This is a genomic window from Streptomyces pseudovenezuelae (assembly GCF_029892565.1).
Lineage (GTDB): Bacteria > Actinomycetota > Actinomycetes > Streptomycetales > Streptomycetaceae > Streptomyces > Streptomyces pseudovenezuelae_A.
This window is the reverse complement of sequence record NZ_JARXVH010000011.1, coordinates 82,352-94,584: the sequence shown is the minus strand read 5'-3', so window position 1 is coordinate 94,584 and position 12,233 is coordinate 82,352. Positions and strand designations below refer to the sequence as shown.

The 12,233-nt window shown below is 69.9% G+C and carries 11 protein-coding genes; all 11 read left to right on the top strand.

Features of this window, described 5'->3' with window-relative positions; translation table 11 throughout:
* Positions 1 to 132 precede the first annotated feature (132 nt).
* Positions 133 to 2,154 carry a beta-galactosidase gene (locus tag M2283_RS31460; protein ID WP_280879835.1) on the top strand — a complete coding sequence of 674 codons (2,022 nt, stop codon included), beginning with the start codon at positions 133 to 135 and terminating at the stop codon, positions 2,152 to 2,154.
* Positions 2,155 to 2,285: 131 nt separating this feature from the next.
* Positions 2,286 to 3,845: a glycosyl hydrolase 53 family protein gene (locus M2283_RS31455; RefSeq protein ID WP_280879834.1), complete on the top strand. Its 1,560-nt coding sequence runs from the start codon at positions 2,286 to 2,288 to the stop codon at positions 3,843 to 3,845.
* A gap of 197 nt (positions 3,846 to 4,042) precedes the next feature.
* Complete coding sequence (locus tag M2283_RS31450) at positions 4,043 to 4,330, top strand: helix-turn-helix domain-containing protein (RefSeq protein ID WP_280879833.1); 288 nt, start codon at positions 4,043 to 4,045, stop codon at positions 4,328 to 4,330.
* 61 nt (positions 4,331 to 4,391) lie between these two features.
* Entirely contained in the window at positions 4,392 to 5,354 is a 963-nt protein-coding gene (locus M2283_RS31445; RefSeq protein ID WP_280879832.1) for an SMP-30/gluconolactonase/LRE family protein, read from the top strand.
* 169 nt (positions 5,355 to 5,523) lie between these two features.
* Positions 5,524 to 6,021: a fluoride efflux transporter CrcB gene (crcB, locus tag M2283_RS31440; RefSeq protein WP_280879831.1), complete on the top strand. Its 498-nt coding sequence runs from the start codon at positions 5,524 to 5,526 to the stop codon at positions 6,019 to 6,021.
* On the top strand, positions 6,018 to 6,392 hold the full coding sequence (gene crcB / locus M2283_RS31435; RefSeq protein ID WP_280879830.1) for a fluoride efflux transporter CrcB: 375 nt from the start codon (positions 6,018 to 6,020) through the stop codon (positions 6,390 to 6,392). The genes crcB (M2283_RS31440) and crcB (M2283_RS31435) overlap by 4 nt, the downstream gene beginning before the upstream one ends.
* Positions 6,393 to 6,465: 73 nt before the next feature.
* Positions 6,466 to 7,302, top strand: coding sequence for an undecaprenyl-diphosphate phosphatase (locus M2283_RS31430; protein WP_280879829.1), 837 nt, complete (start codon positions 6,466 to 6,468; stop codon positions 7,300 to 7,302).
* Between the two features lie 220 nt (positions 7,303 to 7,522).
* A complete protein-coding gene (locus M2283_RS31425; RefSeq protein WP_280880055.1) occupies positions 7,523 to 8,200 on the top strand; it encodes a FadR/GntR family transcriptional regulator in 678 nt (225 codons plus the stop codon).
* On the top strand, positions 8,197 to 9,639 hold the full coding sequence (locus M2283_RS31420; protein ID WP_280879828.1) for an amino acid permease: 1,443 nt from the start codon (positions 8,197 to 8,199) through the stop codon (positions 9,637 to 9,639). The genes M2283_RS31425 and M2283_RS31420 overlap by 4 nt, the downstream gene beginning before the upstream one ends.
* Positions 9,640 to 9,671: 32 nt before the next feature.
* A complete protein-coding gene (locus M2283_RS31415) occupies positions 9,672 to 10,691 on the top strand; it encodes an asparaginase (RefSeq protein ID WP_280879827.1) in 1,020 nt (339 codons plus the stop codon).
* A gap of 116 nt (positions 10,692 to 10,807) precedes the next feature.
* Positions 10,808 to 12,217 carry an aspartate ammonia-lyase gene (aspA, locus tag M2283_RS31410; RefSeq protein ID WP_280879826.1) on the top strand — a complete coding sequence of 470 codons (1,410 nt, stop codon included), beginning with the start codon at positions 10,808 to 10,810 and terminating at the stop codon, positions 12,215 to 12,217.
* Positions 12,218 to 12,233 lie beyond the last annotated feature (16 nt).

Here is a 12,233-nt window from a genome sequence, read left to right as displayed (position 1 = left end):
CTCTGGGAGCGTTCACAGAATCAAACCGTCACTGACCCTTGCCAGTGGTCGATGTGGTGCGGTTATTGTGTGCTCGCACTGGTGCCGCTCTGTGTGCACGTTCCCAAATCTTTGACCTATCGGGAGAGACCCATGCCGGAGACCACCCCCAAGGGCCTCACCAGGCTCGCCTTCGGCGGGGACTACAACCCCGAGCAGTGGCCGGAGCAGCTCTGGGCGGAGGACGTCCGGCTGATGCGGCAGGCCGGTGTCACGATGGTGAGCGTCGGGATCTTCTCCTGGGCGCTGCTGGAACCCGCGCCGGGGGAGTACGACTTCGGCTGGCTGGACCGCCTGCTCGGCCTGCTGCACGACAACGGCATACGCGTCGACCTCGGCAGCCCCACCGTCGCCCCGCCCGCCTGGTTCCACCGCGCCCACCCCGAGGCGCTGCCGGTCACCCCCGAGGGCGTGCGCCTCGAGTTCGGCTCGCGCGGCGCCATCTGCCACAGCAACGCCGACTACCGCGCCGCCGCCGCAACCATCACCACCCGGCTCGCCGAGCGCTACGCCGCCCACCCGGCCCTCGCGATGTGGCACGTGCACAACGAGTACGGCGTCCCCGTCTCGGCCTGCTACTGCGACTCCTGCGCCGCCCACTTCCGCCGCTGGCTGGCGACGACGTACGGGACGGTCGAGGCCCTCAACGAGGCCTGGGGCACCGCCTTCTGGGGCCAGCGCTACGCCGGCTTCGACCAGATCAACCCGCCGCGCGCCACTCCCACCGTCGGCAACCCCGGTCAGGCCCTGGACTACAAGCGCTTCGCCGACGCCACCATGCGCGAGAACTTCGTCATGGAGCGGGACATCCTGCACCGCCTCTCCCCGGACATCCCGGTGACGACCAACTTCATGGCCGCCCTCAGCCAGTGCGATTCCGTCGACTACTGGGCCTGGGGCCGCGAGGTCGACATCGTCACCAACGACCACTACCTGATCACCGACGGCCGCCGCACCCACGTCAACCTCGCGATGGCCGCCGACCTCACCCGCTCGGTCGCCGGCGGCGCCCCCTGGCTCCTGCTGGAACACTCCACCTCGGGCGTCAACTGGCAGCCGCGCAACCCCGCCAAGGCCCCCGGCCAGATGGCCCGCAACTCCCTCGCCCACGTGGCCCGCGGCTCCGACGGCGCCATGTTCTTCCAGTGGCGCCAGTCCCGGCGAGGCGCCGAGAAGTTCCACTCGGCGATGCTGCCGCACGGCGGCACCGAGACCCGCGTCTGGCGCGAGGTCGTCGAACTCGGCGCCGCCGTCGACGCGTTGACCCCGGTCCGCGGCACCCGCACCGAGGCCGACGTGGCCGTCCTGTGGGACTGGCACTCCTGGTGGGCGCAGAAGCTCCAGTGGCGGCCCAGCGAGGACCACGACGCACGCGAGCGTGCCGACGCCTTCTACGCGGCGCTGTACGACCGGCACCTCACCGTCGACTTCGCCCACCCGGAAGCCGACTTGTCGAGGTATCCCCTTGTCGTCGTGCCCGCGCTGTACCTGATGACGGAGGCGGCCGGGAACAACCTCAAGGAGTACGTCGAGAACGGCGGCACCCTCGTCGTCTCGTACTTCTCCGGCATCGTCGACGAGCACGACGCCGTCCACGAGGGCCCCCTCCCGGGCGCGCTCAGGGACGTACTCGGCCTCACGGTCGAGGAGTTCGCACCGCTGCTGCAGGGCGAGTCGACGCGGATCACCGGCCCGGACGGCTCCGAACTCAGCGGCGACGTGTGGACCGAGTTCGTTGTTCCGCGCGGCGCCGAGACCGTGTGGACCTACGCCGACGGGCCGGCCGCGGACCACCCGGCAGTCACCCGCAACCGGCTCGGCGAGGGCACCGCCTGGTACGTCTCCACCCGCCTCGGCGCCGAGGGCCTGGACGCGCTGCTCGGCTGGGCGACGGAGGACGCACGCCTTGCCCCGCGCCCCGACCTGCTCCCGGACGTGGAAGTGGTGCGCCGCACGGGCGAGTCGGGCCGCTTCCTCTTCGCCATCAACCACACCGCGTCGGACGCCAAGGTGCCACTGGACGCGTCCGGCACCGAGCTGCTGACCGGTGAACGCGCCGCGGGCCCCCTCGCGGTCCCCGCGGGAGCCGTCCGGGTCGTACGACTCGACGGCTGAGCCGACTCCCTCCGCCCGCGCGAGCTGCGAGCCGCGGGCGGAGGGGCTTCCGCGCACCGGCTCCTCCCCTCACCGGGCTCGGTGCGCGGGCACCCCCATCCCCATGCACGTCGAAGGGACGACGGACGACGATGTTCCATCCCAGACGCACCCTCAGGGCCCTGCTGCTGCCGCTCGTGGCCGGGCTCGCCCTCACCGCCCTGCCCGCCCAGACCGCACAGGCGGCGAGCACGCTGACCAACGGCGGGTTCGAGTCCGACGGGGCGGCCGCGGCCGCCCCGACCGGCTGGTCCGAGTACGGCGACACCGGCGCCTCCTACACCGAGTCCGGCGGCCACGGCGGGAGTTACCGCCTGTCCCAGTACTCGTCGGCCGCCTACAAGGTGGAGACGTACCAGTACCTGTCGGGCCTGACCAACGGCAGCTACACGCTCACTGCCTGGGTCCGCTCCGGCGGCGGGCAGAACTCCGCCTACCTGGCCCTGAAGAACTGCGGCAGTTCGGACCAGCGCACCGATCTGCCGGTCTCCACCAGCAGTTGGGTCCGGATCGTCACGTCGATCAATGTGACGAACAACCAGTGCACCATCAGCATCAACAGCGACGCGAACGCGGGCAACTGGATCAACGTTGACGACCTGACCTTCGCGTCCGGCTCGACCGGACTGTCGATCAAGGGTTCCGACATCTCCTCCCTCGCCAAGAGCGAGGCCAAGGGCGGCGTCTACAGGACCAGCTCCGGGACCACCGGCGACGCGGTCACCATCCTCAGGAGCGCCGGCATGAACTACGCGCGCCTCAAGGTGTGGGTCAACCCGGCCGACGGCTACAACGACAAGGCGCACGTGCTCGCCGTCGCCAAGCGCGTCAAGGCGGCCGGCATGAAGCTGCTGGTCGACTTCCACTACTCGGACACCTGGGCCGACCCCGGCAAGCAGACCAAGCCGGCCGCCTGGGCCTCGCACTCGTACAGCCAGTTGAAGACCGACGTCTACAACCACACCTACGACGTGCTCAACGCCCTCAAGACGCGGGGCACCACGGCCGACATGGTCCAGGTCGGCAACGAGATCAACGGCGGCATGCTGTGGTCCGACGGCTCCACCGCCAACTGGTCGCAGCTCGCCGGGTTGATCAACTCCGGCTACAGCGCGGCGAAGGCGGTCTCGTCGGGCACACAGGTCGCGCTGCACCTCGCCAACGCCGGTGACGACGCCACCGTGCGCTGGTGGTTCGACAACGCCAGGACGTACGGCATCACCTACGACGTGATCGGCCTGTCCTACTACGGCTACTGGCACGGCTCGCTCGCCGCCGCGCAGACCACCCTCGACGACGTGGCCGCCCGCTACGCCAAGCCCGTGTTCATCGCCGAGACGGCCTACCCCTTCCGGCTCGACAACGAGGACTCCCTCGCCAACCAGATCGACACCACCGGCGAACTGGTCACGGGCTACCCGGCCACCACGGCGGGCCAGTTGGCATGGATGAACGCGGTGGCCAACATCGTGGAGGCGGTCCCGAACGGCCGCGGCCTCGGCGTCTTCTACTGGGAGGCGACCTGGACCGCGGTCACCGGCAACGGCTGGGACCCGACCGACTCCACCTCAGGCAACGGCTGGGAGAACCAGGCCCTGTTCGGTTACGACGACAAGGCGCTCCCGGCGATGGCGTGGTTCAGCCACCGCTGAACCACGAGGCGGGGGCCCGGTCGCAGGGGAGCGGCCGGGCCCCCGCCCGCTTTTCCAGTGCCCGTCGAGGGCGGCTCAGGGCAGTTCGGGCCGTACGGTCCCGGACAAGGGTCGCCGAGTCCCGGACACGGCGGCCCGGTCTGCGGGAGAGTGGGAAGACGCGCGATATGCGGCGGTCCGTCCGGGAGGAGGACGAGATGTTGAGGACTCCGGTCAACGAGCAGCGTCTGGGCATCCTGGAGTGGCTGAAGGACCCGGTGGCGCACTTCCCACCACAGCCGCACGGCGACCGAGCCGAGGACGGCGTCACCGCGGACGCGGTCGCCGCGAAGCTCGGCGTGCCCCGCGCGGTCGCCGACACCCACCTCGGCCTCCTCGCGGCCCTCGGCCTGGTGCGCACCCGCAGGATCCGCCGGCGCACCTACTACCGGCGCGACGAGATGCGCATCGCCGAGGTCGCGCGCATGTTTGAGAAGGGCTGGTAGCGGCGCGTTGACGGAGTCCGTACGCGCGCCGGCCGGCGAACTCCCCGAAGGGCAGGCGCACATGGACCGACCCACGCCACTCGTCCCGCTCCGCTACGTAGACATCGGCGGCCGGGGCCCCGAGGACGTGGTCGCCGACTCCCGCGGCCGTGTCATCACGGGCGTCGAGGACGGCCGCATCCTGCGCATCGACGGCCTGGCGGACTCCGCGAAGGCCCGCGTCGAGGTCCTCGCCGAGACCGGCGGCAGGCCGCTGGGCCTCGAACTCCTGCCGGACGGCGCACTGTTGGTGTGCGACGCCGAACTGGGCCTGCTGCGCGTCGACCTCTCCGACGGTGTCGTGCGCATCCTCGCCGACTCGGTGCTGGGGGAGCCGCTGCGGTTCTGCAGCAACGTCGTCGCGCTGTCCGACGGGAGCGTCTGCTTCACCGTCTCCAGCCGGCGCTACGCCCTCGACCAGTGGATCGGCGACCTCGTCGAACACACCGGAACCGGCCGCCTGTTGCGCCTCGCGCCGGGCAGCGAGACCCCCGAGGTGCTGCTGGAGGGGCTGCAGTTCGCCAACGGCCTCGCGTTGAGCGCCGACGAGTCCTTCCTGGTCGTCGCCGAGACCGGCGCCTGCCGCCTGACCCGCTACCGGCTCACCGGCGCGAAGGCCGGACGCGCCGAACCGTTCGTCGAGAACCTCCCGGGCATGCCCGACAACCTCTGGCGCGGCGGCCCGGACGGCCCGATCTGGGTATCGCTGGCGGGCCCGCGCATCCCGCCTCTCGCCCTCCTGCACCGCGCCAACCCCGCCGTCCGTTCCACCGCCGCGCGCATCGCGGTCCGCGCCCCCTTCCGCCCCACCGGCACCATCGGTGCCCTCGCGGTCGACGACACCGGCGCCACCGTCCACCACCTGGCCCGCCGCCGCTCCGGCTTCCGCATGGTCACCAGCGTCTGCCAGGCTGCCGGACAGCTGGTGCTGGGCAGCCTGTGGGAGCGCGGCATCGCGGTGTGCGAGCCGCCGGTCCCGAAGTGACCCCGGTCCCGCCCGGGCGTTAACCTGATGCCCGGTCGCGGGCATGTCCCGCGGCGCGGCGGTGGGGCCCGCCGTACCCGAACCGCGGCAGCGTTGCCGCCAACGGTCCCTACTTGCGAACGAGCGGTGCCCGCGTGCCCGGGCCCCGGCGAGTAGGAGACGTACGACCATGACAGCCCCGGAAGCCGAGAGCCTCCGCACCCGCCCCGCCACCGCGCGCCGACCCGACTGGCGGGGCCAGACTCCGATCGTCGCGGTGGTCGCCCTCGGCGGCGCCATCGGCGCCGTCGCCCGTTACGGGCTCGCCCTGGGGGTGCCCGCCGGATCCGGCGGATTCCCGTGGGCGACCTTCTGGACGAACGTCATCGGCTGCGCCGTGATGGGCGCGTTCATGGTGCTCGTCACCGAGATCCGGTCCGCCCACCGATTCGTCCGCCCGTTCTTCGGGACCGGCGTGCTCGGCGGCTTCACCACTTTCTCGACGTACGCCATCGACATCCAGAAGCTCGTCGACGCCGGTCACCCGCGCACGGGGCTGGCCTACCTCGCCGCGACCCTGCTCGCGGCGCTCACGGCGGTGTGGCTCGCCGCGACGGTGACCCGCCGCGTCCTCAAGTGGCGCCGCAAGCCGTCCACATCGGACACGAAGGGTAAGAAGTCGTTGTGAACTGGCTGCTGGTCGTCGCGGGCGCCGTGGTCGGCGCGCCGCTGCGCTATCTCACCGACCGTGCGGTGCGGTCCCGGCACGACTCGGTCTTCCCCTGGGGCACCTTCGCGGTGAACGTCTGCGGCTGCCTGATCCTCGGCACACTCACCGGCGCGGTCACCGCGGGGGCCGCGAGCGCCCACCTGCAACTGCTCCTCGGCACCGGGCTGTGCGGGGCCCTGACGACGTACTCGACCTTCTCGTACGAGACCCTGAGGCTCACGGAGACCGGTGCGGGGCTCTACGCTGCCGCCAACGTCGTAGGCAGTGTGATGGCGGGCCTCGGTGCGGCATTTGTCGGGGTTTCGGTCGCCCAGGCCCTCTGGGGCTAGGCCACCGGACCCCACCCGCGCGTAGTAAGACTGTCTACAGCACTGTCGACCAACTTCCTCAGAACTGGATTCCATGAGCGTCATCAACGTCGGTCAGGCCGCCGTCCTCGGAGTGGTCGAGGGGGTGACCGAGTTCCTGCCCGTCTCCTCCACCGGCCATCTGAAGATCGTCGAGGGACTGATGAACATCCCCGTCGACGACGACGCCGTCGTCGGGTTCTCGGCCGTCATCCAGGTCGGCGCCATCGCCGCCGTGCTCGTGTACTTCTTCAAGGACATCGTGCGGATCGTGTCCGCGTGGGGCCGTGGGCTGGTCAACAAGGAGGAGCGGTACCACCACGACTACAAGTTCGCGTGGTGGGTGATCGCCGCCACGATCCCGATCGTGATCGTGGGTCTCGCCGCCAAGCCGCTGATCGAGGGGCCGCTCGCCTCCCTGTGGGTGGTCGCGGGCTCGCTGATCGTCGGCAGCGGCGTGATGTGGGCGGCGGACCAGATGGGCCGGCACAAGCGCGGTGAGGACGACACCACGTTCAAGGACGCGATGCTGGTGGGCGGTTCGCAGATCCTCGCCCTGCTCTTCCCCGGCTTCTCCCGCTCCGGCGCCACCATGTCCACGGCCCTGATCCTCGACCTGGACCGCGTCGCCGCCACCCGGCTCTCCTTCTTCCTCGGCATCCCCGCCCTGACCGGCGCCGGCATCTACGAGCTCAAGGACGCCCTCGGCGCGGGAGTGGGCGCAGCGCCGCTGGCCGTTGGCACGATCGTCTCCTTCGTCGTCGCCTACGGCTCCATCGCCTGGCTGCTGAAGTTCGTCGCCAAGCACTCCTTCAACGCCTTCGTGATCTACCGGATCATCGTCGGCGCCCTGCTGCTGGGGCTGTTGAGCGCGGGCGCGATCAACAGTTGACCAGCAACAGTTGACCGGCCCGTTGACCGACTGGTTGACCGCAGCAGTTGATCTGTGGCTCGGCCGTCACGGGGCGTGACGCCGCTTTCAGGTGTCACGCCCCGTGCATTTCACCGCTCACTTCCCTTGACAGCGCCCACCCGCCACCCGGAGGATCGCACCCGTGAACCTGTCAGACAGCCAGACAGCCAGTCAGGGCGGCCCCCGGCGCATCAGCGCCATGGAGGCGGTGCTCGGACACCTGCGTGCCGCTATCGAGAACGGCGATTACGAAGTGGGGGACAAGCTGCCCTCCGAGGCGGAGCTGTGCCGCACCCTGGAGGTCAGCCGGCCCGTGCTGCGTGAGGCCCTGCGGGCCCTGCAGACCATGGGTCTGACGGTCTCCAAGACGGGCAAGGGCACCTTCGTCGTCGCCAACACGGTCGAGGACCCCACCTTCGGCGACTACGCGGCCAGCGACCTGCTGGAGGTGCGCCGGCACGTCGAGATCCCGGTCGCCGGCTACGCGGCCGTGCGCCGCACGCACGAGGACCTCGACCACCTCACGCACCTGCTGGACCGGATGGAGCGGGAGACCGACACCACCTCGTGGGTCGCCCTCGACACGCTCTTCCACCTCGCCGTCGCCCAGGCCGCCCAGAACCCGGTCTTCCGCCGGGTGATCGAGGAGATCCGGGACGCGTTGGCCCGCCAGTCGGCCTTCCTGAACGAGCTGGGCGGCCGGCGCGAGCAGTCCAACCGCGAGCACCGGGCCATCGTCGAGGCGCTGGTCGACGGTTCCGAACTCGACGCCGTGGAGGCCATGGCCCACCACCTCGACCGCGTCGAGACGACCCTCACCGACATCGTGCGCCCCGCGCGCGCGGACACCCCCACGGAAGGCGGACCCGAGGCGTGAGCGAGCAGTCCCTGCACGACGGCGTGCAGAAACGTTCCGGCCATGTCGACGCCGGAGACGAGGGCTACAGCAAGACCCTCAAGTCCCGGCACATCAACATGATCGCCATCGGCGGCGCGATCGGCACCGGCCTCTTCCTCGGCGCCGGCGGCCGCCTCGCCGACGCCGGCCCCTCACTCTTCGTCGCCTACGCGGTCTGCGGCCTCGTCGCCTTCCTGGTCGTGCGCGCGCTGGGCGAACTCGTCCTGTACCGCCCCTCGTCCGGCGCCTTCGTGTCGTACGCCCGCGAGTTCCTCGGCGAGAAGGGCGCCTACGTCGCCGGCTGGATGTACTTCCTGAACTGGGCCACCACCGGCATCGCCGACATCACCGCGGTGGCCGTCTACACGCACTACTGGGGCATGTTCTCCGACATACCGCAGTGGGTGATCGCACTCATCGCGCTCGCCGTCGTCCTCACGGTGAACCTCGTCTCGGTGCGGATGTTCGGCGAGATGGAGTTCTGGTTCGCCATCGTCAAGGTGGGCGCGCTCGTGGCGTTCATGTTGATCGGCATCTTCCTGCTGGTCACCCAGCACCAGGTCGACGGCCACACCCCGGGCCCGTCGCTGATCGCCGACAACGGCGGCATCTTCCCGAGCGGTGTCCTGCCGATGCTGCTCGTCATCCAGGGCGTCGTCTTCGCCTACGCCTCCGTGGAGTTGGTGGGCGTCGCCGCGGGCGAGACCGAGAACCCCGAGAAGATCATGCCGAAGGCGATCAACTCGATCATGTGGCGCGTCGGCCTCTTCTACGTCGGCTCGGTCGTCCTGCTCGCGATGCTGCTGCCCTGGAACAGGTACAGCGCCGGCCAGAGCCCCTTCGTGACCGTGCTGTCCAACATCGGCGTCCCGGCGGCCGGCGGCGTGATGAACCTCGTCGTCCTCACCGCGGCCATGTCCTCGCTCAACTCCGGCCTGTACTCGACCGGCCGGATCCTGCGTTCCATGGCGGTCCACGGCTCCGCGCCGAAGTTCACCGCCCGGATGAGCCGAACTCAGGTCCCGTACGGCGGAATCCTGCTGACCAGCGGAATGTGTGTCCTCGGCGTGGCCCTCAACTTCGTGGTCCCCGCCGACGCGTTCGAGATCGTGCTCAACTTCGCCGCGATCGGCATCCTCTCCACCTGGGGCATGATCATGCTCTGTCACCTGCTCTTCTGGCAGAAGACCCAGAAGGGCGAACTGACCCGCCCCGGCTACCGGTTGCCGGGCTCCCCCTGGACCGAACTCGTGACGCTGGCCTTCCTCGCCGCCGTCCTGGTCCTCATGTACGCCGACGGAGGCGTGGGCCGCACCACCGTGCTGTGCCTGCCGCTGATCGCTGCCGCGCTGGTCGCCGGATGGTTCGCCGTCCGCCGCCGATTGGCGCGCATGTCCACCACCGAACCCGACGCGTGAGACCCACGCCGTCCGAACCCCGACAGGCAGTCATGTACAGCAGTTCCCTCGCGGACCCACCCCTTGTCCGTGAACCCCTCCACGCACCCGTCGCCCACCTCATACGCGACGGAATGATCGAGGGCATCCACTACGGCTCCGTCGTCGTCCTCGACGCCGACGGCCAGGTCCAGCTCCAGATCGGCGACATCGAGGCCGCGTTCTACCCACGCTCGGCGCTCAAGCCCGTGCAGGCCGTGGCCATGCTGCGCGCCGGGCTCCCGCTCGACGGCGAGCTGCTCTCGCTCGCGGCCGCCAGCCACTCCGGCGAGGAACGTCACCTCGCCGGGACCCGGCGCATCCTCGAACTCGCCGGGCTCACCGAGGGCGACCTGCGCAACGTCCCCGATCTGCCCTTCGACCCGGTCGTCCGGGACACCTGGGTGTGCGAGGGACGGCCGCCCTCCCGGCTTGCCCAGAACTGCTCCGGCAAGCACGCGGCCATGCTCTACGCCTGCCGGCTCAACGGCTGGTCTCTGGACGACTATCTCGATCCCGGGCATCCGTTGCAGCAGGCGATCGCCGAGATCGTCGAGGATCTCACCGGGCAGCGGATCGCTCGGGTGACCGTCGACGGGTGCGGGGCTCCTTTGTTCTCCGTCTCTCTCCACGGGCTCGCCCGGGCCGTGTCGCGGATCGTCACTGCGGCGCCCGGTACTCCCGAAGCGCGAGTCGCGGACGCGATGCGTGAGCACGCGGAGATGGCGTCCGGGGCCGGGCGGGACGTGGCCGCGTTGATGCGGGCCGTTCCCGGGCTGCTTGCCAAGGACGGCTTTGAGGGCGTTCAGGTCGCCGCGCTGCCGGACGGGCGGGCCGTTGCCGTGAAGATCGCCGACGGGGCCAGTCGGGCGCGGGTGCCTGTGGCGGCAGCTGCGCTTGCTCGGGCCGGAGTTGATCCGGGGCTGCTCACCGAGTTCGCGGGGGAGCCGTTGCTGGGTGGCGGGGAGCCGGTGGGTTGTGTGCGGCCAGTGCGTGCGTTGGACCCCGTGTTGCCCTTGCCCGCCTGTGCGTAGGGCCTCGCTGGACAGGCCGTTGTGCATCCGCGGACCCGTTGTGGCTGGTCGCGCAGTTCCCCGCGCCCCTGACGGGGCGCTGTACTCGCCCCCTTTGAAAGAGGACCCGTAGCCCCATGAACGTCGTCACCCGCCGCGAACACGATCTGCTTGGAGACCGGGACGTTCCCGTCGATGCGTACTGGGGTGTCCATACCCTGCGTGCCACGGAGAACTTTCCCATCACGGGCACCGCGATCTCCGCGTACCCGCACTTGATCGACGCCCTCGCCGCCGTCAAGGAAGCTGCCGCTCTCGCCAATGAGGAACTCGGGCTGCTGGCGCCCGAGAAGGCCGCCGCGATCGTCGCCGCCTGTCGTGAGATCCGTGACGGCAAGTTGCACGAGCAGTTCGTCGTGGATGTCGTTCAGGGCGGGGCCGGGACCTCGACCAACATGAACGCCAACGAGGTCGTCGCCAACCGGGCGTTGGAACTGTTGGGGCATGCGAAGGGGGAGTACCGGTATCTGCACCCCAACGAGGACGTCAACCTTGGTCAGTCAACCAATGACGTGTATCCGACCGCGGTCAAGACAGCGACGGTCTTCGCCGTGCATGGACTGCTGGAGTCAATGTCCGTACTGCAGGACGCGTTCGCCCGTAAGGCCGTCGAGTTCCGTGATGTGCTCAAGATGGGCCGTACACAGTTGCAGGACGCGGTGCCCATGACGCTGGGTCAAGAGTTCTCGGCGTATGCCGTCATGATTGACGAGGATCGTCATCGTCTTGACGAGGCCGTCCAGTTGATCCATGAGATCAACCTGGGCGCCACGGCCATCGGCACCGGCCTCAACGCTCCCGCCGGATACGCCGAGTCCGCCCGGCGCCACCTCGCCGAGATCACCGGGCTCCCGCTGGTCACCGCGGCCAACCTGGTCGAAGCCACGCAGGACTGCGGTGCGTTCGTGCAGATGTCGGGTGTGTTGAAGCGGGTCGCCGTCAAGCTGTCCAAGAGCTGCAACGACCTGCGGCTGCTGTCATCAGGGCCGCGCGCCGGGCTCGGGGAGATCAACCTGCCGCCGGTGCAGGCCGGTTCGAGCATCATGCCCGGCAAGGTGAATCCGGTGATCCCCGAGGTCGTCAACCAGGTCGCCTTCGAGGTGATCGGGAACGACGTCACCATCACCATGGCCGCCGAGGCCGGACAGCTCCAGCTCAACGCCTTCGAGCCGATCATCCTGCACTCGCTGTCGGAGAGCATCACGCATCTGCGGGCGGCCTGTCTGACGCTGGCCGAGCGGTGCGTGGACGGGATCACGGCCAACACCGAGGCGCTGCGCGCGAGCGTGGAGAACTCCATCGGTCTGGTGACCGCCCTCAACCCGTACATCGGGTACACGGCAGCCACCGACATCGCCAAGGAGGCCCTGGTCACCGGCCGGGGAGTCGCCGAACTGGTCCTGGAGAAAGGGCTGTTGCCCGCCGAGACCCTCGCCGACCTGCTGCGGCCCGAGGTCGTCGCGGGCAACGGTTCATCTCTGGGCTGACCTGCGGACGCGCACC